This is a genomic window from Streptomyces bambusae (assembly GCF_020532645.1).
Lineage (GTDB): Bacteria > Actinomycetota > Actinomycetes > Streptomycetales > Streptomycetaceae > Streptomyces > Streptomyces bambusae.
Window position 1 is genome coordinate 46547 of the sequence record NZ_JAJAUZ010000014.1, and the last position, 26703, is coordinate 73249.

At 72.8% G+C, this 26703-nt stretch carries 21 protein-coding genes; 12 read left to right on the forward strand and 9 right to left on the reverse strand.

All coding sequences use genetic code 11. The annotated features are described in order from the left end of the window. Positions 1–133 precede the first annotated feature (133 nt). Positions 134–1435, forward strand: a complete 1302-nt coding sequence (locus tag LG634_RS12500) for an acyltransferase family protein (protein ID WP_226733824.1) — start codon at positions 134–136, stop codon at positions 1433–1435. A gap of 79 nt (positions 1436–1514) precedes the next feature. Here the strand turns inward: LG634_RS12500 and LG634_RS12505 are convergent, their stop codons facing one another. Beyond that, entirely contained in the window at positions 1515–1895 is a 381-nt protein-coding gene (locus LG634_RS12505) for a DUF1801 domain-containing protein (protein ID WP_226733825.1), read from the reverse strand. 206 nt (positions 1896–2101) lie between these two features. Here LG634_RS12505 and LG634_RS12510 point away from each other — a divergent pair, with 206 nt between their 5' ends. Then, a complete protein-coding gene (locus tag LG634_RS12510) occupies positions 2102–2884 on the forward strand; it encodes an alpha/beta fold hydrolase (RefSeq protein ID WP_226733826.1) in 783 nt (260 codons plus the stop codon). A 203-nt stretch (positions 2885–3087) separates the two neighbouring features. On the opposite strand, the gene LG634_RS12515 is transcribed toward LG634_RS12510, so the two are convergent. Both LG634_RS12515 and LG634_RS12520 read right to left on the reverse strand, forming a co-directional pair. After that, positions 3088–4494 (reverse strand): extracellular solute-binding protein, encoded by a 1407-nt coding sequence (locus tag LG634_RS12515; RefSeq protein WP_226733827.1) that lies wholly within the window; start codon positions 4492–4494, stop codon positions 3088–3090. 28 nt (positions 4495–4522) lie between these two features. Next, a complete protein-coding gene (locus LG634_RS12520; RefSeq protein WP_226733828.1) occupies positions 4523–5686 on the reverse strand; it encodes an epoxide hydrolase family protein in 1164 nt (387 codons plus the stop codon). 705 nt (positions 5687–6391) lie between these two features. Between LG634_RS12520 and LG634_RS12525 the strand changes: the two genes are divergently transcribed. Both LG634_RS12525 and LG634_RS12530 read left to right on the forward strand, forming a co-directional pair. After that, positions 6392–7945: a class I SAM-dependent methyltransferase gene (locus LG634_RS12525; protein ID WP_226733829.1), complete on the forward strand. Its 1554-nt coding sequence runs from the start codon at positions 6392–6394 to the stop codon at positions 7943–7945. Beyond that, a complete protein-coding gene (locus LG634_RS12530) occupies positions 7942–9333 on the forward strand; it encodes an FAD-binding oxidoreductase (RefSeq protein WP_226733830.1) in 1392 nt (463 codons plus the stop codon). Before LG634_RS12525 ends, LG634_RS12530 begins: the two co-directional genes overlap by 4 nt. 119 nt (positions 9334–9452) lie before the next feature. Here LG634_RS12530 and LG634_RS12535 read toward each other — a convergent pair whose 3' ends face one another. Beyond that, entirely contained in the window at positions 9453–9887 is a 435-nt protein-coding gene (locus LG634_RS12535) for an enediyne antibiotic chromoprotein (protein WP_226733831.1), read from the reverse strand. Between the two features lie 288 nt (positions 9888–10175). On the opposite strand from LG634_RS12535, the gene LG634_RS12540 reads away from it, so the two are divergent. Further along, complete coding sequence (locus LG634_RS12540; protein ID WP_226733832.1) at positions 10176–11861, forward strand: MFS transporter; 1686 nt, start codon at positions 10176–10178, stop codon at positions 11859–11861. Positions 11862–11936: 75 nt separating this feature from the next. Here the strand turns inward: LG634_RS12540 and LG634_RS12545 are convergent, their stop codons facing one another. From LG634_RS12545 to LG634_RS12565, 5 genes are all read right to left on the reverse strand, one after another. Beyond that, a complete protein-coding gene (locus LG634_RS12545) occupies positions 11937–13187 on the reverse strand; it encodes a cytochrome P450 (protein ID WP_226733833.1) in 1251 nt (416 codons plus the stop codon). Positions 13188–13220: 33 nt separating this feature from the next. Next, the gene (locus LG634_RS12550) at positions 13221–14228 is read right to left on the reverse strand and encodes a methyltransferase (RefSeq protein WP_308072459.1); all 1008 of its coding nucleotides are present in this window, start codon (positions 14226–14228) and stop codon (positions 13221–13223) included. 268 nt (positions 14229–14496) lie between these two features. Continuing rightward, a complete protein-coding gene (locus tag LG634_RS12555) occupies positions 14497–16605 on the reverse strand; it encodes an MMPL family transporter (RefSeq protein ID WP_226733834.1) in 2109 nt (702 codons plus the stop codon). Between the two features lie 159 nt (positions 16606–16764). After that, on the reverse strand, positions 16765–17553 hold the full coding sequence (locus tag LG634_RS12560; protein WP_226733835.1) for a thioesterase II family protein: 789 nt from the start codon (positions 17551–17553) through the stop codon (positions 16765–16767). A 192-nt stretch (positions 17554–17745) separates the two neighbouring features. Then, on the reverse strand, positions 17746–18627 hold the full coding sequence (locus LG634_RS12565) for an LLM class F420-dependent oxidoreductase (protein WP_226733836.1): 882 nt from the start codon (positions 18625–18627) through the stop codon (positions 17746–17748). A gap of 280 nt (positions 18628–18907) precedes the next feature. Between LG634_RS12565 and LG634_RS12570 the strand changes: the two genes are divergently transcribed. The 7 genes from LG634_RS12570 (at position 18908) to LG634_RS12600 (ending at position 26681) form a co-directional block, all read left to right on the forward strand. Then, a complete protein-coding gene (locus tag LG634_RS12570) occupies positions 18908–20458 on the forward strand; it encodes an FAD-binding oxidoreductase (RefSeq protein ID WP_226733837.1) in 1551 nt (516 codons plus the stop codon). A 381-nt stretch (positions 20459–20839) separates the two neighbouring features. Beyond that, positions 20840–21508 (forward strand): flavodoxin family protein, encoded by a 669-nt coding sequence (locus LG634_RS12575; RefSeq protein WP_226733838.1) that lies wholly within the window; start codon positions 20840–20842, stop codon positions 21506–21508. Then, the gene (locus LG634_RS12580) at positions 21505–22923 is read left to right on the forward strand and encodes a phenylacetate--CoA ligase family protein (RefSeq protein ID WP_226733839.1); all 1419 of its coding nucleotides are present in this window, start codon (positions 21505–21507) and stop codon (positions 22921–22923) included. The genes LG634_RS12575 and LG634_RS12580 overlap by 4 nt, the downstream gene beginning before the upstream one ends. A gap of 15 nt (positions 22924–22938) precedes the next feature. After that, positions 22939–24438, forward strand: coding sequence for an anthranilate synthase component I family protein (locus tag LG634_RS12585; protein WP_226733840.1), 1500 nt, complete (start codon positions 22939–22941; stop codon positions 24436–24438). Beyond that, on the forward strand, positions 24435–25091 hold the full coding sequence (locus LG634_RS12590; protein WP_226733841.1) for an anthranilate synthase component II: 657 nt from the start codon (positions 24435–24437) through the stop codon (positions 25089–25091). Before LG634_RS12585 ends, LG634_RS12590 begins: the two co-directional genes overlap by 4 nt. 104 nt (positions 25092–25195) lie before the next feature. Next, positions 25196–26503 carry a phenylacetate--CoA ligase family protein gene (locus tag LG634_RS12595; protein WP_226733842.1) on the forward strand — a complete coding sequence of 436 codons (1308 nt, stop codon included), beginning with the start codon at positions 25196–25198 and terminating at the stop codon, positions 26501–26503. Beyond that, positions 26472–26681: a DUF6052 family protein gene (locus tag LG634_RS12600; RefSeq protein WP_226733843.1), complete on the forward strand. Its 210-nt coding sequence runs from the start codon at positions 26472–26474 to the stop codon at positions 26679–26681. The genes LG634_RS12595 and LG634_RS12600 overlap by 32 nt, the downstream gene beginning before the upstream one ends. The last annotated feature ends 22 nt before the right edge of the window (positions 26682–26703 follow it).

Consider the following 26703-nt stretch of genomic DNA (forward strand, 5'->3'; position numbering starts at 1 on the left):
TGATCTGATTTTTAACACCGCAATCCAGAGGATGCCGCCAATTTGAGCCATCGCGATGCTGAACGAGCCATCTCGGCGTCGACAGAAGGAGCTCGAAGTGGTGACTGCCAACCGGTCGGGGACACCGGCCCATGTGAGAAACCGGGTCCCCGGGCTCGACGGCATCCGGGCGATCTGCGCGATCGCGGTGACGGCCGTCCACGTCTCGTTCACCGCCGGTGTCATGGGCGCCTACACGGACGCCCCCAGCAACGATGTGGGAGCCTTCTTCCTCGCCGGCCTCCGGCCCATCTTCCTCGGGCCGTTCTTCGTGCTCTCGGGCATGCTGCTGTACCGCCCGTTCGCCCGCTGGACCCTGACCGGCAGCCGCCGCCCCGCCGTCGGCCCCTTCCTCGTCAAGCGGCTGGCCCGGCTCTGGCCGGCGTACATCCTGCTGTCGCTGACCTGCGTGTTCCTGCTGAACTACGACTCCATCGACGGTCCCTGGTACGTGCTCCGGCCGATCCTGATGCTCCAGGTCTACGACTACACCTGGATACCCGGCATGGACCCGGCCTGGACCGTCCCCGCCGAGATGCAGTACTACCTCGCCCTGCCGGTCCTCGCCGTCATCGGGCACTTCCTGGCCAAGGGCGCCCGTACCACCGAGGCCAAGGTGCGGCGGATGCTCGTCGCCCCCGCGGTGCTGGTCGTCTTCTCGGCCTGCTGGACCTTCTACATCCACCGCGCCGAGATGGGCCCCTTCCCCAAGCAGTACTGGTGGCCGCTGGCCGTCGGCGGTGCCTTCGCCCTCGGCATGTGGATGGCGATCATGCACGTGCAGGTGGAGATCGACCCCGCGAAGAAGCCGTACCTGTACCGCCTCGCGGGCAAGCGCCCCAACCTGCTGTGGCTCGGCGCCTTCGTCGTCTACATCGTCAACTGCATCCAGCCGTTCGGCCGTCCCGGCTACGGCGACTACGAGCCGTCGAAGACCGCGCTCATCCAGTACTTCCTGCTGCTCGCCTTCTCGTACGCCCTGGTCATGCCGCTGACCGTGCCCGAGACCAAGTCCCGCCTGCTGGAGGCCGTCACGGCCAACCCGGTCTCGCGGTTCCTCGGCCGCATCTCGTACGGCATCTACCTGTGGCACTTCGCCGTCATGTACTTCTACTTCGAGAGCGGCAGCATCTTCGGTGAGCCGCCCGCCCTGATGAACGTGCTGCGCGGCCAGATCGGCTTCTTCGAGCTGATGACCGCCGTCATGGTCGGCACGATCGTCATCTCCACCCTCAGCCACTACCTGTTCGAACAGCCCATCCTCAAGGCCGTGCACCGGGTGCTCGAACGCCGGGAGCGGGCCCGCGGCCAGGTCCCGCCGCCGCGCCCCGGGGCCGACGGCACCACCGGCAGCACCGCCGGCTCCGTGCGCGAGGGCGCACCGGCCGGCCGCTGACCGCCCGTACCGCAGAAAGCCGGTGGCCCGGCCGATGGGAATCGGCCGGGCCACCGGCGTGTGCGCGATGCGCCCCGGATCACTTGCCGAGGGCGGCGATCTCCAGGTCGCGGGCCTGGTGCAGCCAGCCCGTGAACAGCTCCGGGTCGATCTCGTCGACGGAGGTCAGCTTGACCTGCCCCATCTCCCGGGCACCGGGCTGCATGCGGCCGGACGGGTCGGTCAGCTCCTGGCCCTTCCAGAAGCCGAAGGTCACGTACTTGCCGAAGGCGCGGACGTAGGTGACGTTCCCCTTGCCGAGGGCGTCGCCGACGCTCCACGTCGGGGCCTGGTGGTAGACGCCCGTGGAAGCCTCCGGCAGCGCCGCGTTGATGACCGGGACCAGCTTCTCGACGACCTCACGCAGCGGATGGTCCGCGAGACCGGCCACATACTCCTCGATGGGCGCGAACTTACCCATGTCTCTCCCTCAGTTCCTGTAGACGGGCCTCCGGTCAGCCTGGCACGGCCAAACCACCGGAGCATCTTCAGGATTGCCCTGTCACCTCCGCGTATCCAGAATCGAGCATTCCTGAAGATGCGCCCCGGACCCGCACGCCCCAGGCTGATTCCGGCAGAACCACAGCGTTCTGCGACCTCACACGGCTCATCAGTGGCAGGAGAACCATGACTACAGTCCAGTCCGCCGACGGTACGACGATCGCCTACACCAAGTCCGGCGAGGGCGAGCCGCTCATCCTCGTGGGCGGGTCGTTCAGCGAGCGCGCGCACCCGACCATGGCGCAGCTTGCGGACGAGCTGGCGGCCCACTTCACCGTCTACAACTACGACCGCCGTGGCCGCGGTGACAGCGGTGACGCCGACGAGTACGCGGTGGAGCGCGAGATCGAGGACCTGGCCGCGCTCATCACCGAGGCCGGCGGCTCGGCGAAGGTGTTCGGGCTCTCCGCGGGCGGCGTCCTGGCGCTCAAGGCCGCGGCCAGCGGTCTGCCCATCACGAAGCTGGCGCTCTACGACACGCCGTTCGTCACCGACGAGACCGGCCCGACCCCGCCGGCCGACTTCACCGAGCAGCTGCGCGAGAAGGCCGCCGCGGACCGCGGTGACGCCGTGGAGTTCTTCATGGTGCAGGGCATGGGCGCGCCGGCCGAGGCCGTCGCGGGCATGCGCTTCGCCCCGTTCTGGGCGGGCCTGGAGGCCCTGGCCCACACCCTGCCCTACGACTCGGCGATCATGGGCGACTTCTCGCTGCCCACCGACGAGCTGGCCAAGGTCGAGGTGCCCACGCTGGTCGTCTACGGCGAGAACGTCGCGCCGTGGCTCGCCAACTCGGCGCAGAAGGTCGCCGAGACCCTGACCGACGCCAAGCACCACGCCCTGCCCGGCCAGGACATCGCGGTGGACCCGGCCGCGCTTGCTCCGGAGCTCAAGAACTTCCTGGGCGCCTGAGCCGGTCGTCTCCCCGGACACCGAAGGGCCCCCGGCCGGCGGGTGCGCAAGCACCGGCGGTCGGGGGCCTCTGTCGTTCCCGGGGCTCCGCCCCGGACGCCCGCGCCTCAAACGCCGGCGGGGCTGGAGTGCCCCGGCGGGGGAAAACCAGCCCCTCCGGCGATTGAGGAGCGGGGTTTGGGGCGGAGCCCCAAGGGCGTGGGTCAGTCGGCGCGGACCGCGTTCTCCAGGTTGGCGCCCGTGTACAGCTCCGCGTCGCGGAAGTACTCGACGCGCAGGCTGGCCGGGTTCCGGGGACCGGCCACCGCGGCGTCCGCATGGTAGGCGTCCAGGAGCCGCTGGGCCTCCGCGGTCGCCTCGGCGAAACGCCCGGTGATGTCGGCGCCCTCGGTCATCACGTCGCCCATGGCCCGCGTCATCACGTCCTGCACGCCCGCGAAGTCGCCGAACAGGGCGCCCACGCACGGCGGCGCACCCTCACCCGGCGAGTCCTCCGGGTACGAGCCCAGCTGCTCCGAGGCCAGCCGGTGCCACGGGTGCTCGTCGAACCAGCCCTCCTCCTCCAGCAGACGGAACGCGGACCGGGTCAGCGGCACGAAGCTGCTCGCCTTGTGCCGGTCGGCCGCGTTGCGCGGGTTGTTGATGAACTGCAGGAAGGCCAGCGCGCCGTCCTCGACGACCGTGTCCAGGCCGCCGGTCAGCCACAGCGAGGTGCCGGCGATGATGTTCCCGCCGTACGGCAGGCCGTCGCGCCGCGGGAACCGGCCGACGACCATGTCGAAGCCGGCGTTCTCCGCCGCCTGCGCCATGTAGTTCAGGTCGTTCGACGAGGTGATGCGCAGCGCCACGTCCTGGCCGGCCCAGGCCTTGAGGTTGGCCTCCCAGCCCGGGATCTGGCCCGTGTACAGGTAGTGGCCGGCCGCGTGGAGCTGCTGCCACCACTCGGCGAACGCCAGCATCTCCGGCGTCGACAGGTCGACCGTACGGGCCTCCCCGGCGCGGCCGTTGTCCCGGTCGGCCAGCTGCCCGGACTGGACGGCGATGGCCTGCTGGAAGAACAGCCCGTGGTTGGACCAGGTCACGCCGTGCGAGGGCCCGCCGTCGAGCTGCGCGACCTTCTCGCACGCCTGCCGCAGCTCGTCCCAGGTGCGGGGCAGCTCCTCGACGCCGGCCGCCTTCAGCACGTCGGCGTTCCCGTACGTCAGCATGGCCGTGGCCACGGTCGGCATCGACGTCAGGTCGCCGCCGTACGTGTAGTACTCGCGCACCGCCGGGTGGATGTCGTCGATGACGACCGGCTCGCCGAGGATCTCGGTGCGGCCGGCGATCGCCCGCTCCACCGAGGTGAACAGCGGCTCGCCCTTGTCGTTCTGCGAGTCGCGGGCGGCCCGCGTCACCGCGAAGTAGTACTCGGCGACGGCCGGCGGCCGGCCCGCCGCCGCGGCCTCGGCGATCTCCACCGACAGGTTGCGGAAGTCGCGGCCCTCGACGTTGACGGTGAACTCGGGGTGCAGCTTCTCGAAGTCCGCGGCCAGCGCGTGCCAGCGGTCCATGTAGCCCGGGAACGTCAGGTCGGCGACCCAGACGTCGATGACGGTCTTGCCGGTCATGCCGGTCCTCCTTCTCGTCGTGGGCGGGTCAGGCCGCGTCGGCCTTCAGCGACCGGGCGAACGCGCGGATGTCCTGCGTCAGCAGCGCCGGCTCCTCCAGCGCCGCGAAGTGACCGCCGCTCCCGAACTCCGTCCAGTGCGTGATGGTCGGGATGTCGCGGTCGGCGAGGCTGCGGATCGGCACGAAGATGTCGTGCGGGAAGACCGCCACGCCCACCGGCACGGTCAGAGGCGGCGGCAGGATGCCGGCGGCGACCTTGCGGACTCCCTCGGCGCCCTCGTAGTAGAAGTTCGCGGAGGGGCCGGCCGTCGCCGTCAGCCAGTAGATGGAGACGATCGTCAGCAGCAGGTCCCGGTCCACGTGCTCCGGCTCGCTGCGGTCCGGGTCGGTCCACTCGATGAACTTCTCGGCGATCCACGCCAGCTGGCCGACGGGCGAGTCCGTCAGCCCGTACGCGAGCGTCTGCGGGCGGGTGGCCTGCACCTTCATGTAGCCCGACAGCTCGCCGTCGAAGCGGACCAGCTTGCCGAGTCGGCCCTGGTCGTTCTCGTCGAGCGCGGCCAGCTCCGCGGGGTCCCCGGACGGGAACGTCATCAGCATGTTCACGTGCACGCCGAGCACGTGGTCGGGGTCGACCCGGCCCAGCTCCTGCGAGATCACGGAACCGGCGTCGCCGCCCTGCGCGATGTACTTGTCGTAGCCGAGCCGGCTCATCAGCTCGGCCCAGGCGCGGGCGATCCGCGGCGCGTCCCAGCCGGCGTCGCGCAGCGTCGAGAAGCCGTACCCGGGGATCGAGGGGATCACCAGGTGGAAGGCGTCGGCCGGGTCGCCGCCGTGCGCCCGCGGGTCCGTCAGCGGGCCGATGACGTCGAGGAACTCGGCGACCGCGCCCGGCCAGCCGTGCGTCAGCAGCAGCGGCGTGGCGTCCGCCTCGGGGGAGCGCACGTGCAGGAAGTGGATGTCCGCACCGTCGATCTCGGCGGTGAACTGCGGGTGGGCGTTCAGCCGGGCCTCGGCGGCTCGCCAGTCGAAGCCGTTGCGCCAGTACGCGGCGAGCTCCTTGACCTGGGCCAGCGGCACCCCGCGGGTGGCGCCGACGCCGGGCAGCTCGTCCGGCCAGCGGGTTGCGTCGAGCCGGCGGTGCAGGTCGTCGAGGTCGGCCTGCGGGATGTCAATGCGGAAGGGTTGCATGCGCACTCCGGATGCTTCGGACCGTGGGCCGGGGAGGTCGGCGGGCCGGATGGGCAGGCGCCCACCAGGACGAACGGGCCGAGAACACACGTGTCCCGCCCCGCTGCATCCTGTGCCGCCACCGGATCCGGACGCATCTTTGGAATTGCTTCATGCGTACGCGTCCGCCGGCGCCGGGCCTGCGGGGTGAGGTGGGGGGCGGGGCCCCGCGTGCCGCGGTCCGTCCGGCCTGATCCGCCGAGCCGGGACCTGAGCCGGGACCCCAGCCGGGACGTGAGCCGGGCAGGGCTGGGCCTGCACCGGCCCGGCGGGGGTTCGTTCCGGTCCCGCAGGGGTTACGCGCCGGTTCCGCGCGGCGCGGACCGGTGCCACCTGGGCTCGGTCCGGTCCGCAGGGCTCGTACCGGCCCGTACCGGTCCCGAGTGGTTCCGCGCGGGCGCGCTCCCCGAGGCCTGCGCGGGCCCCCAACGGCCCTGCGCGGGCCCGTTCCGACCGGCCGGGGCCCGCCGCTCCGGCACAGGGCAGTCCAGAAGATGCAGCCGCCGGGCGGCCGCTGACAGCATCCGGTCCGGGCGTGCCGGGCGCCGGGGCCGCCGGCCCGGGCCGGTCCCGGCGCCGCCGCAGCGACCGCCGTACCCGCCGTACCCGACCGCCGCAGCCGCCCGCTGCACCCCGTCCGCAGGACCCCGGAGAGGACGCGCACACATGAAGGTTCCCACCGCTCACCCCGGCGTCGCCGACCTGGTCGGCGCCTTCCTGCAGGCCGCCCCGCAGGACTGCGCCGCCCCGTACCGGCAGTTGGTGGACGCGCTGTGGGACGCGGGCACGCCGACCGACGCGGCCGCGGCCGCCGTCCCGGTGATCGCCGAGCAGCTGCCGAAGGCCGGACCCGAGCACCTCGGCCGCCTCCTGGTGCTCCTCGGCCTGCTCGCCGAGGCCGAGTACCCGGCGCTCGACGGCCCGGCGGCCACCGCGGTCCGCCCCCACCTCGACCTCGTCCTCGGGCTGCTGCCGGGCGCCGCCGCCGATGCGCCCCTCACCCTCGCCGCGCTCTACCTCCTCGCGCACTTCCCGGGCGACCGCGACCGGATCCTGGCGGCCGCCGACGGCCTCGGCCTGAACCCCGACGACCACTCGCGGCTCGACCGGGCCCTGCGCACCCTCGACTCGGACGAGCCGGACCTCGGCCGGGTCTGGCCCTCGCCCGCCGCCTGGACCCTCAACGCCGACGAACTCGCCTTCGACCAGAGCTGGATCAAGGGGCTGACGTCCGAGCAGCTCGTCGCCAACTGGGAGAACGACACCCGCACCGTCCTCGGCTTCATCGGCGCGAAGGCGTACTGGGCGGTCTGCAACGGGACCCCCGACATCCCGCCCACCGCCACCGTCGAGGGCCGCACCGCCACCGGCGCCGAGGCCGCCCGCGCCGACGCCACGCACCTGTTCGCCCCGCACTTCGGCGCGCTGCGCTGCCCGTCCTGCGCGGCGCCGCTCGCCGCCGACGGCGGCGGCATCGGCTGCACTTCCTGCGGCAGCGCCTTCCCGGTCGCCGGCGGCATCCTCGACCTGACCGCGCCCGCACCCGCGGCCGGCGGCAGCGCCGACTTCCTGGAGAAGCTCTCCCAGGTGCCCAGCATGGGCCTGTTCTACGAGGCCGTGGCCCGGCCCGCGTTCCTCCAGCTGTGCGGCCAGAACTGGGACGCCGGCATCAGCCTCGCCACCGAGGACGGCTACCTCGCCCGGAACATCGCCCCGGTCGACGGGCCGGTGCTCGACCTCGGGGCCGGCGCCGGCCGCTGGACCGAGGTCATCGCGGACACCGTCGGCGCCGACCGGCTCGTCGCCCTCGACATGGGCCTGCCGATGCTGACCGCGCTGCGCGGCCGCCTCCCCGAGGTGCCGTCGGTCCTCGCCAGCGCGAGCGACCTGCCGTTCGCCGACGCCTCGCTCGGCGCCGTCGTCTGCTGGAACGCCCTCCAGGCCTTCTACCACCACGCGGCCGCCGCCATCGCCGAGGTCGGGCGCTGCCTCAAGCCGGGCGGCACCTTCACCTTCCTGACGTTCCGCCGCTCCGACGACCCGGTCTACGCGTACTTCGTGCACGCCCACCGGTTCCCGCAGCACACCGGCGGCCTCGACGTGTTCGACCTCGCCGAGCTCAAGGGCTGGCTGGCCGGCGCGGGCCTGACCGTCCGCGAGGAGTCCGGGCCCGGCACGTTCGTCTTCATCACCGCGGTCCGCGAGGGGGCCGGCTCGTGACGGCGTCCACCGGAGCCCCGGGCCCCGCGGGCATCGCCCGGCCCGGCAGTCCCGCGTACGAAGAGGCCAGCCGGGTCTTCAACCTGGCGGCGCCCGCGCACCCGGAAGCCGCGGTGACCGTCGACGGCATCGACGGCATCCGGGCCGCGCTGCGCCACGCCGCGGACGCCGGCCTGCCGGTCCGGGTGATCGGCACCGGCCATGCGTCGGGCGCGGCCCGCCCGATGGACGGCGCGCTGCTGATCCGCACCCGGCTCGCGGGCGGCGTCGAGATCGACCCGCAGCGGCGGGTGGCCCGGGTGCCCGCCGGCACCCGCTGGGCCGAGGTCGTCGAGGCGGCCGCCCCGTACGGGCTGGCCGCACCGCACGGCTCGTCCGGCGGCGTCGGCGTGGTCGGCTACGCGCTCGGCGGCGGTGCCGGCTTCTACGGGCGCACCACCGGCCTGGCCGCCAACCTGGTGCGCGCGGTCGAACTGGTCACCGCGGACGGCACGGTGGTCCGCGCGGACGCCGGGCAGGACGCCGAGCTGTTCTGGGCGCTGCGCGGCGGGGGCGGCGGCTTCGGCGTGGTCACGGCCGTCGAGGTCGCCCTGTTCCCGGTGCACCGGACGGTCACCGGCGGCGCCTACTGGCCCGCGTCGCTGGCGGAGCCGCTGCTCGAAGCCTGGCTGCGCTGGTGCGCGGACGCGCCGCGGTCGGCGACGACCTCGCTGCGGCTGATGAACCTGCCGCCGCTGCCGGGCGTGCCGGCGGAGCTGGCGGCGGGCCCGGTGCTGGCCGTCGACGGTGCGGTGCACGCGGCCGACGAGACCGGTCTGGCGGGCGCCCTGCGCGACGCCGACGACCTGCTGGGACCGCTGCGGGCGATCGGCAAGCCGCTGATCGACACCTGGCACGCGGCGGAGCCGGCGGCGGTGCTGCACGCCCACATGGACCCGGCGGATCCGGTGCCGTTCGTCGGCGACCACCTGCTGCTCGGCGCCCTGGACGGGGCCGGTGCGCAGGCCTTCCTGGGCGCGGTGGGCGAGGGTTCGGGCTCTCCGCTGGTCGTGGCCTCGCTGCGGCAGCTGGGCGGGGCCTTCGCGGAGGCGGATCCGGCGGGCGGGGTGCTGAGCCGGGTGGACGCCCCGTACGCGTACATGGGCTCGGGGCCGCCGTTCGGTCCGGTCACCGTGGCGGCGCTGGAAGAGCACTGCACTCGGGTGAGAGCGGCGCTCACCCCGTGGGACACGGGGCGGACGCTGCCGAGCCTGGTGGAGAACCACCACCGCCCGCAGCGCCACCTCGACGCGGCCGATGCGGCCGCCGTGGCCCGGATCCGGGCGGGCGTGGACCCGGAGGGGCGGTTCGCGGGGGACATCGCCCTGGGGGCGCTGCCTCCGGCGTGACACCGCGGGCCTCCGGGCCCACTGGATGGTGCTGTCAGGTGCATGACATCAGGCGGGCCGGCTGTATCCGAGGGGATGCGGCCGGCCCGCCTTCTGCCGTGGCCGTCCATGCCCGCGCCTCAGGCGAAGGTGATGACCTGGGCGGCGCCGGCGCCCGTGGCGTCGCCGAGGCCGGCGGAGCAGGAGACGACCTTGCAGTTCACGGTGCCCCAGGGGGTGCCGTTCGCGCCGACGACGGCCTGGAAGGACGTGTTGACCTTCAGCTGGGCGGTGGCCTTGCCGGCCGCGTCGGCCGTCACGTTGACCGCGGTGGCGGCGTTGCAGCCGATGGTGCCCGGCTCGACGACCGCACACTGGCCCACGTGGTAGACGGTGCCCGGGGTCAGCCCCGTGGCGGACACCGTGATCGTCTGACCGTCGGTCAGACCGGTGCCGGGGGTGACCGTCACACCGGGCGCGGCCATTGCGCTCGGCCCGAATGCAAACGCCAGACCGGCAGCCATGGCAGTGGTGGCACCGGCGCGGGCGAGGAAGCGGGTCTTGTTCTTCAGCATGATGAACTCCTGATTTCGGTCAGTTAGATGAGGACATAGCCGGAAATCGACCCCCGATGAAAAGGAATCAGCCAGTCCGGCCTCGTTCAAGTGAAACGTTATCGACTTGCCTAAGTCGTCATCATCTTCCAAATTGCTATCCGGCAAAGCGCTGGTGAGTTCCCGTTTCCGGGAAGACAGCACGATGCGAGATGAGCTCGCGCGCGCGGGGATGGAACGCTCCGGACATTCCTGCGTGCCGGGCGCCAGGCGGCCGGCCCGCCGACCTCACGTGGAAAGTTGAGGAAGATGACTGTTGGCGAAGGACAGAGGGCCGGGCGGAAGGAGTGGCTGGGGCTCGTCGTCCTTGCCCTGCCGACCCTGCTCGTGGCCCTGGACGTCTTCGTTCTCCTCCTGGCGCTGCCGCACCTGGCCGTCGACCTGCAAGCGGACGCCACCCAGCAGCTGTGGATCATGGACGTCTACGGGTTCATGATCGTCGGCTTCCTGGTCACCATGGGCACCCTCGGCGACCGCATCGGCCGCCGCAAACTGCTGCTCATCGGCGCCGCCGCCTTCGGCGCGGCCTCGGTGCTCGCCGCGTTCTCCACCAGCCCCGGCATGCTGATCACCGCCCGCGTGCTGCTGGGCATCGCCGGCGCCACCCTGACGCCCTCGACGCTGTCCCTGATCAGCGTCATCTTCAAGGACCCCAAGCAGCGTTCCGTCGCGATCGCCGTCTGGGCCAGCGTCTTCCCGCTCGGCGCCATCTTCGGCCCGATCGTCGGCGGCGTGATGCTGGAGCACTTCTGGTGGGGCTCGGTGTTCCTGCTCGGCGTGCCCGCCATGGCGATCCTGCTGGTCGCGGGTCCCAAGCTGCTGCCCGAGTTCAAGAGCGAGAACGCCGGCCGGCTCGACCCGGTCAGCGTGCTCCTCAACATCGGTACGAGCATCCCGGTCATCTACGGCATCAAGGAACTGGCGCGCGACGGCTGGGCCCCGCTGCCCGCAGCCGCCATCGTGTTCGGCGTCGTCCTCGGCATCTCGTTCGTCCGCCGGCAGCGCGCACTGGCCGAACCGCTGCTCGACGTCGGCCTGTTCGCCCACAAGCGGTTCAGCGCCGCGCTCGTCGGCATGCTGGCCAACAGCGTCGTCGGCGGCACCGTGATGTTCCTGCTCGTCCAGTACTTCCAGTCGGTCCGCGGCTTCACCCCGGTCGAGGCCGCCCTCGGCCTGATGCCCAGCATGGTCCTGGCGACCATGGGCTTCGGCATCACGCCGGTGCTCGCCCGCAAGTTCCGCCCCGCGTACGTCGTCGGCGGCGGGCTCGCCGGCGTCGTGGCCATCCTCATCGTGATGACGCAGCTCGACGGCAGCTCGCCCGGCCTGCTCATCGCCTGCTTCGCGCTGTTCTCCTTCTTCGGCACGCCCGTCGTGGCCCTCGGCACCAACCTGGTCGTCGAGGTCGTCCCGGAGGAGAAGGCCGGCTCGGCCGGGTCCATGTCGCAGCTGGGCAACGAGTTCGGCGCCGCCCTCGGCGTCGCGACCCTCGGCACCCTCGCCGTGGCCGTCTACCGCGGCGACATCGCCGACAACGTCCCCGCGGGCCTGCCCGCCGGGACGGCCGAGGCCGTCAAGGACAGCGTCGCCGCGGCCTCCGGCGCGGCCTCGCAGCTCCCCGAGCGGCTCGCCGACACGCTGGCCGATCCGGTCCGCGAGGCGTTCCTCGGCGGCCTGCACACCGTCGCCGGCGTCGGCGCGCTGATCATCACGGCGGCAGCCGTGGCCTTCGTCGTCCTTCTCCGCCACGTCCCGCCGATCGGCGCGGCCGAGGCGGCCGCCGGCGACGGCACGGACGGCGACGGCGCGGACGGCGGCGACGGCACCGGCACCGCGGATGCCGAAGGCACCCCCGCCGCCGCGGCCGACGGGGCTCCGGCACCGGCCCGGGAGACCGACGGGACCCCCGCCGGCTCGGGCATCACCGCCAAGTAGCCCGCACGGACACGAGGCCCCGGTGGCGCGGACGGCGCGCCACCGGGGCCTCGTACGTACGGACGGTCCGCAGGATCAGGTACGGGCGCCCGCGTCCGCGCCCAGCCGGACCGGGAAGGTGTCCAGACCGCGGACCACCCACCGGTCCCGGTACACCGGCGGCGCCACCGCCGCCAGGTCCGGGAACCGGCGCAGCAGCGCCGGCAGCGCGATCCGCGCCTCCAGCCGGGCCAGCGGCGCACCCAGGCAGAAGTGCGAACCGAGGCCGAAACTCAGCGGTTTGGAGTCGGTGCGCGCCGGGTCGAAGCGGTCCGGGTCGGCGAACCGCCGGCCGTCCCGGTTCGCGGCCGCCAGGATCAGCGTCAGCCGGCTGCCCGCCGCCACCGGCACGTCCCCCAGCACCAGGTCCCGCGTCGCCATCCGGCTCGTGACGTGCACCGGCGGCTCGAACCGCAGGATCTCCTCGACGTACCCGGCGGCGAACTCCGGCCCGGTGCGCAGCAGGTGCGCGTACGACGGCTGCTCCAGGGCGAGCAGCGCGCCGTGCCCGATCAGGAAGCTCGTCGTCTCGAAACCGGCCGTCAGCAGCACCATCAGGGTGCCGTGCAGCTCGTCGTGGTCCAGCCGCCCGTCGCCCGCGTCATGGGCCTCGGCCAGCAGCGTGACCAGGTCGTCGGCGGGCCGGCGGCGCCGGTGGTCGAGCAGCTCGGCGAAGTAGCCGGACATCTCGTCCATCGCCTCGTCGGCCTGCTCCAGCGCCGTCGGGTCCGTGAACCCGTCCGTGGACACCGCCACGCGGGACGCCATGTCGCGGAACCACACCTGGTCCTGCTCGGGGAAGCCCATCATGGCCGAGATCACCGCGATGGGCAGCCGCGAGGCGAACTCGCCGATCACGTCCACGTCCGCGCCGCCCGCGCCGAGCCCGGCCATCCGGTCCAGCAGCCGGTCGCACATGCCGGCGATGACGTCGTGCAGCCTCGCCACCTTCGGCGGGGTGAACGCGAAGCTCACCACGTTCCGCAGCCGCGCGTGGTCGGGCGGATTGCTGTAGAGCATCGAACTCGTGAAGGCCCGCAGCGACGAGTGCGCCCGCCACTGCGGGTAGTGCGCGTCGTAGCTCCTGCCGTCCTGGACGTGCAGGGCGGCGTCCCGCAGCGCGCGGGCACACTCCTCGTACCCCGTGACCACCAGCCGGCCCGGGGCCCGTTGCGCCACGTTCCCGTGCGCCCGCAGGGCCTCGTAGAGCGGGTACGGGTCCTGACGGCCCTCGGGGGTGCCGAGCGCGGCGAACGCCTCGGCCAGCGGCATGACCGGATCGGCCACGGTGCGACTCCTCGTACGACGGTTCCCGCGATGTCAGACGGCGGCGGTGAGCTGGATGATCGCGGACGGGCCGGCCGGGTGCACGGCGGCCACCTTCAGGCCGGCGGCCGCGGCCAGTTCGGCGAACTCCGCGACCCCGCGCTCCTTCGCGCCGTAGACGCAGAGCATCCGCAGGTCCATGCCGGTGTGCGGGGCGTCGCCGGTGGCGCCGATCGACTCGATCACGAACACCGAGCCGCCGCTGCCGGCCGCCTCGGCGCAGCGCCGCAGGATGGCCACGGAGTCCTCGTCGTCCCAGTCGTGCAGGATCAGCGAGAGGACGTAGCCTCCGGCGCCGGCCGGCAGCGGGTCGAAGAAGCTGCCGGCGACGGCGTTCGCCCGCCGGTCGAGGCCGGCCGCGGCGAACCGCTCCTTGGCGCTCTGCACGGCGTCCGGCAGGTCGACGACGGTGCCGCGCAGCTCCGGGTTGGCGGTGAGCAGGGCCGCCAGCAGCGAGCCGTTGCCGCCGCCGACGTCCACGAGGTGGCCCACCGAGGCCCAGTCGAAGCCGGCCGCGATGCCCGGCGCGCGGGCCGCGACGTCGGCGCCCAGCAGCCGGTTGAACGACTCGGCGCGGTACGGGTCGGCGGCCAGGTCCTCCCAGAACGGGGCGCCGTAGCGCACGGGGAAGGCGGCCTCTCCGGTACGGATGCTGTGCGGCAGCTCCACGAACGACAGCTCGCCGCGTCCGCCGCCCTCGACGTCGAACCAGGAGCGCACGCCCGCCGGGTGGTCCTCGCGCAGCGGCTCGCCGAGCGCGGTCAGGGCGTACCGGCCGTCCTCGTCGCGGCGGAAGACGCCCCGGACGGTCAGGTAGTCCAGGAGGCGGGCCAGGGCCCCTTCGTGCACGCCGGCCGCCTCGGCCAGTTCCGGCACGGTCCGCCGGCCGGCCGTGATGTGGTCGGCCAGGCGCAGTGTCGCCGCCGTCCGCACCGCCATCGGAGTGCCCAGACTCGCCATCGACCACAGCTTCGCGGCCGAACCGTCCTCATCGCCCCACACACCAGGTCCCTTCTCGCAGCGGGCCGTCGGCGGCCCGCAGCCCATGGTGGCGCGCGCGGCGGGGCCCGCCCATCTTCTCGATTGCGGTGCCGAAGCTCCGTCCGCACGCGCCCCTCCGCCTGCCAAACGGCATGCCTTGGGCCTGGCCGGCCACTCGCGCCGGGTCCGACGTGAGTGGCCAGCCAGGCCCAGGGCCGCCCCGCACCCGTGGCAGGGGGGTGCGGGGCGGCCCGGCAGGATCGCGGTCCGGTCCCGGGGGACCGGAGCGTCAGACGCGGTTCAGTTCGCGGTCGGTGTCACCGGCGCGGCCCTGGGCGGGCAGCGGCGCACCACCGGACTTGGACAGGGCGCCCGGCCACCAGAAGCGGCTGCCCAGCTCCAGGGCGAGCGCCGGCACCAGCACCGTGCGGACCAGGAAGGTGTCGAGGAGCACGCCGATGCCGACGACCACACCCATCTGCGCCATGGACACCAGCGGCAGCCCGGCGAACACCGCGAAGGTCGCCGCCAGCACGATGCCGGCGGAGGTGATGACGCCGCCGGTGCTGCTCAGACCGGTCAGCACGCCCTTGGCGTGGCCGTGCACCGCGGCCTCCTCCTTCACCCGGTGCATGAGGAAGATGTTGTAGTCGATGCCCAGCGCCACCAGGAACACGAAGCCGAGCAGCGGGATCGACCAGTCGACGCCGCTGTACTCGAAGACGTGCTCGAACAGCAGGTTGGAGGCGCCGAAGGCGGCGAAGTACGACACCACGACCGTCGCCAGCAGCACCACGGGTGCCACCACCGCCTTCAGCAACCAGATCAGCACCAGCAGGACGACCAGCAGCACCAGCGGGACCACGACCCCGAGGTCGCGCTCGGTGGCGTTCTCCTTGTCGAGGGTCTGCGCGGCGGTGCCGCCGACCAGCGCGTCCGTCCCGTCGCGCAGCGCCGCGACCGCGTCCTTGGCCTCCGCGCTGTCCGGGGTGCCCTTGAGGACGACGGACAGCTGGGTCAGGGAGCCGTCGGGGGAGTCCCCGGCGACCTTGACCTCGACGACGCCCTCGGTGCCCTCGGCCGCCTTCTGCGCCTGCGCGGCGTCCGCCTTCTTGGCGATGACGACCGCCGGGTCGGCGGCGCCGGACGGGAAGTGCGCGGAGATCCGCTCCTGGGCGACGACCGAGCCCGGCTTGTCGGCGAACCAGTCGGCCTGGCTCAGACCCATGTTGGCGCCGAGGGCGCTGATCGCGAGGACCGCGGTCACGGCGAGCGAGCCCAGCCAGGCGGTGCGAGGCCGGCGGGCCACCGCGTCGCCGATCCGGCCCCAGACCGTACGGCCCTTGTGCGCCGGGGTCCCGAAGCGCGGCACGAACGGCCAGAACACCCAGCGGCCGCAGACCACCAGCAGCGCCGGCAGCGCCGTCACCATGGCGACGAACGCGAACAGCACGCCGACGACGCCCACCAGGCCCATCGAGCGCGAGGAGTTGATGTCGGCGAACGCCAGGCAGGCCAGGCCCACCGCGATGGTGCCGGCCGAGGCGAGGATCGCCGGGCCGGAGCGGCGCAGCGCCGTCTGCATCGCCAGGTGCTTGTCCTCCTGGACGTGCAGCTCCTCCCGGTAGCGGGCGATGAGCAGCAGGGCGTAGTCGGTGCCGACGCCGAACACGAGGACCATCAGCACGCCGCCGCTCTGCGGGTCGACGGGCAGGTCCGCGTACTTCGCCAGCAGGTACGTGGCGGCCTGCGTGAGCACCGAGGAGAACCCGACCGCGAGGATCGGGAACAGCCACAGCACCGGGCTGCGGTAGGTGACGAGCAGCAGGATGATGACGATGGTGCCGGTGGCCATCATCAGCGTGCCGTCGAGCTCGCCGAACACGGTGAACGCGTCGGCCAGGCCCGCGGCGGGACCGCCGACCTCGGTGTCGACGCCCGGCGGCGCGTTCGCGGCCGCGACCTCGCGCATCTCCTTGATCTTGTCGGCGACGACCTCCTGGTCCTCGCTCTCCAGCGGGACGACGACCATCAGCGCCTTGCCGTCGGTCGAGGCGAGCGGCGGTACGACCTTCTCGCCCTTCGCGACGAGCTTCGCAAACGCCCCGATGTCACCCTCGGCCTTGGTGCGGGCCGCGTCGGTGAGGGTCGTGCTGCTGCTGTAGACGACGACCGCCGGCAGCACCTCGTCGGTGCGGAAGCGCTCCAACTCGGTGTTGACCTGTGCGGATTCGGCGCCGCGGGGCAGGAACGCGTTGGCGCTGGTGTCCTGGACCTCGCCGAGCTTTCCGGCCAGCGAGCCGAGCGCCATCGCAGCGATCAGCCAGGCTGCGAGGACCAGCCATTTCCCGCGTCGGCCGCCCGGCACGGCAGCTTTTCGCTCCAGCCAAGCTCGCATGGGGTGTTCTCCTTCTTCATCGGGGACGTCCCCGCGGCACCGTGTCGAGCGCACACCACTGCCGGATCCGGGCCGGGCCCGTGCGTCATCCCCCGTGGCGAGCCGTGGGTGTGCCCCATGGTCCCGACCGTTCAATCACGCGGCCAACTTCCAGCGTGCTCAGTTCCGCCGCTGGTCCGGGGCCGTTCCGGCGGCGGCCGCGGGGCCGTCCGCGAGGCCCTCGGCGAGGGCTTCCCCGATGATCGCGAAGGGGGGTGCGGCGGTCAGGTAGAAGTGGCCGCCGGGCACCGTGCGGGCCCGGTGGCCGGCCCGGGTGTGCGCCGCCCAGGCGGCCACGTCCGCGGGCCGCACGTGCCGGTCGTCCGCGGCGGTGATCGTGGTCAGCGGGCAGTCGAGGGGCGGGCCGGGCCGGTGCACGTAGCCGCGCACCAGCGCGAAGTCCGCCCGTACGTACGGCAGGACGTACGCGCGCAGCGCCCGGTCGGTCAGCAGCTCGGGGGCGGTGCCGCCGAGCGCGGCGAGGGTCGCCACCAGGGCGTCGTCGTCGGCGTCGTCGGCGCCGGCCGGGCGGGCGGTGCGGCGCAGCAGCGGCGCCCCGGCGGCGGAGGCGATCAGGTGGGCGGGGGCGGCCGGGCCGCCCGCCAGCAGGCGGGCCGTCTCGTAGGCGAGCAGGGCGCCCATGCTGTGGCCGAACAGCACGGCGGGCCGGCCGTCGTCGACGGCCGCCAGCTCCTCGGCGACGTCCCGGGCCATGGCGTGCAGGCCGTCGGCGAACGGTTCGTGCAGCCGGTCCGCGCGGCCGGGGTAGCGCACGGCGTGCACCTCGGCACCCGGCAGCCCGGCCGCCCAGGCGTGGAAGTACGCCGCCGAACCGCCCGCGTGCGCGAAGCACACCAGCCGGTGCGCGGCGCCGGGGCGCGGGACGGGGCAGTGCAGCCAGCGGGTCACCGCTCTCCTCACGGGACGGGGCGGGGCGTACGGGACGGGGCGTACGGGACGGGGCGTACGGGCGGGGCGGGCGTGCGTGCGGGACCCGCGTACGGGACCGCGTGCGGGCAAAGAGATGCGGGCCCCGGCGAACCGGGGCCCGCTGCCACGGGGAGGCGCGGCCGCGGGGGACGGACCGCGCCTGCGTGGCGGCTACGCGTCGGCCACCGCGGGGATGACCTTCTCGCCGATCAGTTCGACCTGCCGCAGCGGGTCCGGGCCGGCGACGATGCCGATCGCGGTCTGCACGCCGAGGCCGGACAGGCCGCGCAGCATCCCGGACAGCTCGTCGGCCTTCGTGCTGTCGCCGGTGACGTCCACCGGCATGACGATCGTCTTCTCGATGGCGTCGTAGTCGCGGCCCTCGGCCTCGCAGTGCCGGCGCAGCACCTCCAGCTTCTCGCCGAGGTCCGGGCTCGGGTACAGGTTGCACGCGTCGGCGTACTTGGCGACCAGCCGCAGGGTCTTCTTCTCGCCGCCGCCGCCGATCAGGATCGGGGGGTGCGGGCGGGTGATGACCTGCGGGATGTTCAGCGTCCGCGCCAGCCGGTAGTGCTTGCCCTCGAACGGGCCGTCGGCGCCCTGCTCGCCCTCCCACATCCGCTTGCAGATCTGGATGGTCTCCTCGACCCGCTCGAAGCGCTCCGCCAGCGAGGGGTAGGCGATGCCGTTGGCGACGGCCTCCTCCTCGTACCAGCCGGCGCCGATGCCGAGCACCGCGCGGCCGCCGGAGAGCACGTCCAGCGTCGTCACCATCTTGGCCAGCACCGCCGGCTCGCGGAAGTGCGCCGCGGCGACGAGCGGCGCGATCAGCGCCCGCCGGGTGTGGGCCGCGATCACGGCGAGGGTGGTGAAGCACTCCAGCTCGGGCTGCTCGGGACCGCCGGCGTGCGGGCCCTGCCAGAGGTGGTCGCCGACACCGATGAGCGAGAACCCCGCGTCGTCCGCGGTGCGTGCGACCGCCGCGACCGTGTCCGCCATCCGGGCCGGGCCGCCGTTCCAGGCGAACTCCCCAAGACACAAGCCAATCTTCACGCCACGCCTCCTGTTGTCGGTCTGTACCCGGTCGTCGTCTGGGCGCCGAGCGCCACCGCGGACCAGCAGGACTCGGGGCACCGATCGTGGCACCGGGGGCGGGGCCCGGTCCTCTCTCAGATTGCGCTGTTCCCACCGCCCGCCTCCCGCCCCGGCAGCCCCCCTGCGCACTGAGCACAGCGGGAGAAGACAGCGCGTTCGCCCCGCGTGCAGGCTCGACCCGTTGACCTGGATCACCACGCGGTGCCGCCGAACGCCGCATGCCTTTGGAGGTAGGAACGTGACCGAAGTGGAGCTCCCCCCGACGGAGCAGGCTGCCGGCCAGGCGCTCGCGAAGCTCGGCCCGTCCGTCATCACCGCCGACGACCCGCGCTACGAGAGCCTGCGCCGCGGCAGCAACCACCGCTTCGTCGGCAACCTCGACTACGTGGCCGTGGTCACCACGACCGAGCAGGTCGTGGACGCGGTCGGCCGGGCGGTCGCCGACGGCAAGCGGGTCACCGTCCGCAGCGGCGGCCACGGCTTCGAGGGCGCGGCGTCCCGCGACGGCGGCGCCCTCCTCGACATGTCGGAGATGACCCAGGTCGCCTTCGACCCGCAGCGGCGCGCGTTCGTCATCGAGGCCGGCGCCACCCTCGGCCACGTCTACCGGACCCTCTTCAAGGGCTGGAACGTGACCCTGCCGGCCGGCGAGTGCACCGAGGTCGGCGTCGGCGGCCACTTCGTCGGCGGCGGCTTCGGCCCGCTCTCCCGCCGCCTGGGCTCGGTCGTCGACTACGTGTGCGCCGTCGAGGTCGTCGTCGTCGACGAGGACGGCACGGCCCGCGCGGTCGTCGCGAGCAGCGACCCCGAGGACCCGCACCACGACCTGTGGTGGGCGCACACCGGCGCCGGCGGCGGCAACTTCGGCGTCGTGACCCGCTACTGGGTCCGCACCCCGGGCGCCACCTCCTCCGACCCGGCGGCGCTGCTGCCGAAGGCCCCCGGCGAGTGGCACACCAAGATCCTCGCCTGGCCGTGGGACGCGGTGTCCGAGAAGGACTTCACCCGCATCCTCAACAACGTCGGCGGCTGGTTCGAGAAGAACAGCGCCCCCGGCTCGGCCGGCGCCCAGATCATGGCCTTCTTCTACGCCTCGCACCGCACCGGCGGCATCCTGTCGATCGGCGCGATGGTCGACGACGACGTCGAGGGCGGCCAGGAGGTCATCGACGACTACTTCGCCGCGGTCTCCGACGGCATCGGCATCGAGCCGTTCCGCAACGAGAACCTCAAGCCCTGGCTGTTCTTCTCCGCCTACCCCAACTGGGGCGACCTCGGCACCCCGGACGTCCGCCGCATCAAGATCAAGGCGGCGTACCTGCGCAAGGGCTACAAGGACGAGCAGATCGGCGAGGTGTGGAAGCACCTCACCACCGAAGGCGACAACAACCCGTACCACTTCATCCTCATCGGGTACGGCGGCCAGGTGAACTCCGTCGCCCCCGAGGCCACCGCCATCGCCCAGCGCGACTCCATCCTCAAGGCGGCCTTCATGGGCGTCTGGGGCAACGAGGCCGAGGACGAGACCCACATCGGCAAGCTCCGCGCGTTCTACCGCGACGTGTACGCGGAGACCGGCGGCGTGCCCGTGCCCAACGACGTCAACGACGGGTCGTACATCAACTACCCGGACGCCGACCTCGCCGACCCGGAGCTGAACACCTCCGGCGTGCCCTGGTACACGCTCTACTACAAGGACAACTACCCGCGCCTGCAGGCCGTCAAGAAGGCCTACGACCCGCGCGACGAGTTCCACCACGACCTGAGCATCCGCCTCCCCGAGGACTGACCGGACCGGCGGCCCCCACCCGCCCTCCGCCGCCCCGCCCACCCCGCCAGCCCCGCACCAGGCCCCCGCGCCCGGTGCGGGGCCGGCGGGGTTTCGGCGTTCCCGGGGCCCCGGCGGCCCGTCGCGGATCCCCGCCCGGGATCGTGCCAGGATCCCCGCCCGGGACCGTGCCGGGATCCCGCCGCGCACCCGGACGCGAACCATCAACTCCCTTTCCTGTCAAGCGAATCGGGGTTTCCGGCACAGCACTTGAGGAGATGCGGCCCCGAGCCCCGAGAAGTGACGATTTCGGGAAGTCGGCGGGCGCCAGCGCCCCGCCGCCCGCCGCGGCGGACCCGGGCCCGCAGCCGGCCCCGGCCCCACCCTTCCTGGAGGCAACTCATGACCGCACAGCCCAAAATCCTTGCGATCAACGGGTCCGAACGGGACGGCAACACCGCCGACGTCCTGCGGCACGCCGCCGCCGTCGCCGAGGCCCGCGGGTTCGCGTTCGAGGTGGTCGACCTGCGGAACATCAGGATGGAGCGGTGCGGCCCGTGCGGCGACTGCAACGACCGCACCATCTCCTGCGCGGTCGCCGACGGCGTGCCCGAGGTCGTCGCCAAGATGATCGCGGCGGACGGCATCGTCTTCGCCGCCCCCGTCCACGGTTTCGGCACCGCCAGCCTCATGCAGACCTTCATCGAGCGGGCCGGGGTCGGCTACCTCCGCTTCGACCGGCCGCTCAGCAACAAGGTCGCCGGCGTCATCTCCGTCGCCCGCCGCTACCACGCCGGCGAGGTCTGGTCCCAGCTGACCGTCAACGCCCTGCTCAACCGGATGATCGTGGTCGGCAGCGGCTTCCCCGCCACCGTGCACGCCCTCCACCAGGGCGACGCCCTCAAGGACGACGAAGGCCTCAAGAACGTCGAGCGCCTCGTCGACCGGATGGCCGACATGATCGAGCTGCTGCGCGAGCACCGCCGCCTCACCGGCCGCGACGACCTGCTGTCCGCCCGCGAGACCAACGAGCGCGTCGGCCTCGCCCTCAACGAGCAGGTGCGCAAATGACGACGGCCCCGGCGCCCGCCGCCGACTTCCTCACCCGCTACGGAGACTTCAGCCGCGCCTTCTACGCCGGCCGGCTCACCGCCGCCGACTGGGACCACTGGCGTGCCGAGCGGCTCACCACCGTCCTGCGCCACGTCACCGCCCGCTCCCCGTTCTACCGGCGCCACCTGGCCGGCACCGACATCGAGGCCGTCACCCCCGAGACCCTGCACCGGCTGCCGTTCACCACCAAGGACGACCTGCGCCGCGAAATGCACGACGTCCTCGCCGGGCCGATCTCGGAAGCGGCGATCTACTACGAGACCACCGGCACCACCGGCGCCTCCACCCCCTGCCCCCGCGGCCCCAAGGACGTCGTCACCTCCAACGCCGCCGTCGAGGAGTCCTGGCGGCGCATCCTGCGCGACCGCTTCGGCGACCGGATGCCGGTCGTCGGCCTGATGGGCCCCTCCGAGCTGTACGCGTTCGGCGACGTGTTCACCGACGTCACCGCCGCCCTCGGCGCCTGCCACGTCAAGATCTGGCCCGAATCCCCCCGGGTCGGCTTCGCCAAGGCACTGCGCCTCATCGAAGAGCTCGGCGTCGAGGTCATCGTCGGCGCGCCCGCGCTCTGCCTGAGCCTCGCCAAGGCCGCCCTGCACTACGGGTACGACCCGGCCGCGCTGCCCGTGAAGCTGTTCCTCGTCCTCGGCGAGATCTGCACCCCGGAATTCGCCGCCAACGTCTCCTCCGTCTGGCCCGGCGCCGTCGTACGCCCCACCCTGTACGGGTCCCAGGAGGCGCTGTGCATCGCCACCGGCGCCCCCGACGGCCGGCTGCACCTGTCGCAGCCCAACTACATCGCCGAACTCGTCGACCCGGACACCGGCGCCCCGCTCGGCGAGTACGGCGAGGGCGAACTCGTCCTCACCATGCTCGTCGACGGCGCCAAGCCGCTGATCCGGTACCGCACCGGCGACCTGGTCCGCATCACCCCGCCGCCGCCCGGCGCCGGCCTGCCCGGCCCCGTCGTCGACGTCATCGGCCGCGCCGCCGACCGGATCGCCCTCGGCGAGGCCATGCTCCAGCCCGCCGAACTGGAGGCCGCCGTCCTGGAGGACGTCCGCGGCTGCCTCGGCTACCAGGTCGTCATCGACCGCACCGAGGACGGCACCGACACCGTCACCGTCCGCATGGACCTGCTGCCCGAGGCCGCCTCCGCACGCCAGGCCATCGGAGCCGCCGTCGCCGAACGGCTCCGCCTGCGCACCGGCGCCCGCGCCGACATCGTCGTCGACGCCGACCTCGACCCGGTGACGCACACCGGCTCCTTCGTCAGCTGGAAGGCCGCCCGGGTGCTCGACAACAGATCAGGCCCCGACACCGCGGTGCTGACGGCCCGCCGGGTCGCGCACCGCTACGCGATCACCACCTGACCCCGAGGACGAAGGATGACTGACCAGCGCCGGGTGGCCGAACGGGTCCGCGTCACGACCCGCCGCCACCCCCTGAAGCAGCTCCCGATGCTGCCCGCCTACTGCGCCCTCGCCGACCGGTTCGGCACCGACCAGGTGTACCTCCTGGAATCCGCCGCCGGCCCGGCCGGCGACCGCCGCTACCGGTTCGCCGGATTCGGTGCCCTGCTGTCCCTGTCCGTCACCGACGGGACCGTGACCGTGACCGGCCGCCCCGCCCTGGCCCGCCTCCTCACCGAGGCGGTCGGGCACCTGCTGGCACCCGGCGACGGCACCGCCCTGCGGCTGCGCAGCCCGTCCGACCTGTGGCCGCTGCTGCGGGCCGCGGCCGCGCTGTTCGACGCCGACGGCTCCCCGAGCACCTTCCGGTTCGGCTTCCTCGGCTACTTCGGCTACGACACCGTCCGCTACGTCGAGGAACTGCCGCACCTCATCGAGGACCGCACCGGCCTGCCCGACGTCGAACTCGTCCTCCACCAGGGCTGCGTCGTCGACGACCTGGACACCGGCCGCACCGAACTCCTGCTCCACGAGTCCGCGCACTGGCCCGCGCTCGACGCCGACGACATCACCGGCCTGCTGCTGCACTGCGCCGACACCCACCCCGAACCCGACACCGACACCGTGCCCGAGGCCGAGGTCAGCGACGACACCGACCCCGACGTGTTCGCCGCCGACGTCGAACGCTGTCTGCGGCACATCGCCGTCGGCGACATCTACCAGGTGCAGATCGGCCACGAGCTGTCCATCCGCTCCGCCGTCGACCCGGTCCACGTCTACCGGCGGCTCCGCCGCCGCAACGCCTCCCCGTACATGTACCTCACGAGCATCGCCGGGCACCGCGTCATCGGCGCCAGCCCCGAACTGTTCGTACGCATCGAGGACGGCACCGTCACCATGCGGCCCATCGCCGGCACCGCACCCCGATCGGCCGCCGGATCCGCCGGATCCGCCGAGGATGCGGCCGCCGCGACCCGGCTGCGCAACGACCCCAAGGAGATCGCCGAGCACACCATGCTCGTCGACCTGTGCCGCAACGACATCGGCCGGATCTGCGCGGCCGACACCCTCGACGTGCCCGACCGGCTCGTCGTCGAGGGGTACTCCCACGTCCTGCACCTCGTGTCCACCGTCCTCGGGCAGGCCGCCGAGGGCACCGACGCCTTCGACATCGTGCCCGCCCTGTTCCCCGCCGGCACCATGACCGGCACCCCCAAGATCCGCGCCATGGAGATCATCGAATCCGTGGAGCGCAGCCGCCGCGGCCTGTACGCCGGCGCCCTCGGGCTGCTCGACGTCGGCGGCTACACCAACCTCGCACTGTGCATCCGCACCCTGTTCCACCACGCGGACACCTACCGCACCAGGGCCTCGGCCGGCATCGTCGCCGACTCCGTGCCCGCATCCGAATGGAGAGAGACGCTGGCCAAGATGAGCGCCGCCCACTGGGCAGTGGCCGGAAAGGAGTTGCTGTGACCCTTCGCTTCCCCGAGGTGGGCAGGTCCGGCCCGGACCGCCCGCCCCGGATCCTGGTGGTCGACGCGTTCGACAGCTTCGTCGACATCCTGCGCCAGTACCTCATGTCCGCCGGCGCCGAGCCGGTCATGGTGCGCTCCAACGTGCTGCGTCTCGACGCGGTCGCCCGGATGCGGCCCGACGCGATCCTCCTGGGCCCCGGACCCGGGCACCCCGACACCTCCGGACACGTCGAGATCGTCCGCGCCTTCGCCGGCGCGCTCCCCCTGTTCGGCGTCTGTCTCGGCCACCAGGCCATCGCCCGCGCCTACGGCGGGAGCGTCATTCCGGCCAAAAGGCTGATGCACGGCAAGACCAGCCCGATCGAGCACGACGGAAGGGGTCTGTTCGCGGGTCTGCCGCCCGCCTTCGACGCCACCCGCTACCACTCCCTCGTGGTCCCCGAGGACACGGTGCCCGCCGTCCTCCAGGTCACCGCCCGGTCCGCCGAGGACGGCTACGTGATGGGACTGCGCCACCGGACCCTGCCGATGGAGGGCGTCCAGTTCCACCCGGAGAGCTTCCGCACCGAACACGGCATGACCATGATCTCGAACTTCCTCGCGGACGTACGCGCCTTCCACACGGCAGCGGAAGGAGCCGCCGCGGCCTGACCCCGATTACCCGCCCGTAAACCAGGACCGCACGCCGGAAGATGCACCGCGCCCCGCCTGAACCGAGGATTTCGGCCATAGGCGGCCGCTGCATCGGAGGGGTAGTGGAGTACTGGAACAGCAAGGCCGAGACGATGCCGCGCCACGAGCTGATCGACTGGCAGTGGCGCAGGCTCCAGCGCGCAATGGCGTTCGCCAGGCGCAACTCGCCGTTCTGGAACGAACGGATACCCGACGGCATCACCACCCCCGAGGAGTACGCGGCCCGGGTGCCGCTCCTGCACAAGTCCGACCTGCTGGCGGCCGAGGCAGCCGCCCCGCCCTACGGCACCTGGCCCTCGCTGCCGCCCGAGCTCGGCGTACGCCACCACCAGACCAGCGGAACGAGCGGAAACCCCCCGATCCGCACGTTCGACACGGAACGCGACTGGTCCTGGTGCGTGGACACGTTCTGCACGGCCCTGTACGCCAACGGGGTCCGCTCGCACCACAAAGGCCTCGTCGCCTTCGGCTACGGGCTGTTCGCCGGGTTCTGGGGCATGCACTACGCCCTGGAGCGGATGGGCTGCACCGTCGTCCCCGCCGGCGGCCTGGACTCCCGCACCCGCATCCGGCTGCTCGTCGACTACCGGATCGAGGTGCTGGGGCTGACGCCCAGCTACGCGATGCGCCTCATCGAGACCGCCGCCGACATGGGCATCGACCTCGCCCGCGAGGCCAACGTCAAGGTCATCCTGGCCGGCGCCGAACCCCGCTCGGACTTCACGACCCGCACCATCGAAGAGGCCTTCGGCGCCCGCGTCTTCAACGCGGCCGGTACCACCGAGTTCGGCGGCGTCTTCATGTTCGAGTGCCCGTCCCGGCGCAACGCCTGCCACATCCTGGAACCGTCCTGCTACGACGAGGTCCTCGACCCCGTCACCAAGCAGCCCGTCGGCTACGGCGAGGAAGGCGTCCGCGTCACCACCGGCCTGTCCCGCGAGGGCATCCAGCTGTTCCGGCACTGGACCGAGGACGTCGTCGTCAAGCGCCCCCACAGCGACTGCGGCTGCGGCCGGACCTGGGACTTCTACGACGGCGGGATCCTGCGCCGGGTCGACGACATGCGCAAGATCCGCGGCGTGTCCGTCACGCCCGTGATGATCGAGGACGTCCTGCGCTCCTTCGACGAGGTCCGCGAGTTCCACTCCGCGATCCGCACCGTCCGCGGCCTGGACACCATCCACGTCAAGGTCGAGACGGACTGCACGGGCGCCGCCGGCGAGGCGCTGATCGCCCGCATCGTCGAGGAGTTCAAGCGCGAGATAGGCATCCGACCCCAGGTGGAGCTGACCGAAGCCGGCAGCCTGCCCCGATCTCTGTGGAAGGCGGCACGACTCCATGACGAACGCGAACTCACCGCTCACGGCTGAGCAGGAGCAGCAGCTCCTGCGGACGTACCACGAGCTGCAGGACCTCGCGCAGGCCTGCGGGGTCCCGGCCGTCCGGGCCGCGGTGAAGACCGCGCTGGCCGAGCTGCGCACCGCCCTCGACGGGCAGGCCGTGGACTTCGAGTACTACCCGGGCCAGGCGGGGGTCTTCGCCGCCTGACCGCGCATCCACCTCTGCCCGT

What these genes read in the sequence shown, in the direction of transcription:
- LG634_RS12510 (WP_226733826.1), top strand. Translation starts at nt 2,102, where the DNA reads ATGACTACAGTCCAGTCCGCCGACGGTACGACGATCGCCTACACCAAG.
- LG634_RS12535 (WP_226733831.1), bottom strand. Translation starts at nt 9,887, where the DNA reads ATGCTGAAGAACAAGACCCGCTTCCTCGCCCGCGCCGGTGCCACCACT.
- LG634_RS12575 (WP_226733838.1), top strand. Translation starts at nt 20,840, where the DNA reads ATGACCGCACAGCCCAAAATCCTTGCGATCAACGGGTCCGAACGGGAC.
- LG634_RS12525 (WP_226733829.1), top strand. Translation starts at nt 6,392, where the DNA reads ATGAAGGTTCCCACCGCTCACCCCGGCGTCGCCGACCTGGTCGGCGCC.
- LG634_RS12520 (WP_226733828.1), bottom strand. Translation starts at nt 5,686, where the DNA reads ATGCAACCCTTCCGCATTGACATCCCGCAGGCCGACCTCGACGACCTG.
- LG634_RS12540 (WP_226733832.1), top strand. Translation starts at nt 10,176, where the DNA reads ATGACTGTTGGCGAAGGACAGAGGGCCGGGCGGAAGGAGTGGCTGGGG.
- LG634_RS12600 (WP_226733843.1), top strand. Translation starts at nt 26,472, where the DNA reads ATGACGAACGCGAACTCACCGCTCACGGCTGAGCAGGAGCAGCAGCTC.
- LG634_RS12505 (WP_226733825.1), bottom strand. Translation starts at nt 1,895, where the DNA reads ATGGGTAAGTTCGCGCCCATCGAGGAGTATGTGGCCGGTCTCGCGGAC.
- LG634_RS12515 (WP_226733827.1), bottom strand. Translation starts at nt 4,494, where the DNA reads ATGACCGGCAAGACCGTCATCGACGTCTGGGTCGCCGACCTGACGTTC.
- LG634_RS12585 (WP_226733840.1), top strand. Translation starts at nt 22,939, where the DNA reads ATGACTGACCAGCGCCGGGTGGCCGAACGGGTCCGCGTCACGACCCGC.
- LG634_RS12580 (WP_226733839.1), top strand. Translation starts at nt 21,505, where the DNA reads ATGACGACGGCCCCGGCGCCCGCCGCCGACTTCCTCACCCGCTACGGA.
- LG634_RS12555 (WP_226733834.1), bottom strand. Translation starts at nt 16,605, where the DNA reads ATGCGAGCTTGGCTGGAGCGAAAAGCTGCCGTGCCGGGCGGCCGACGC.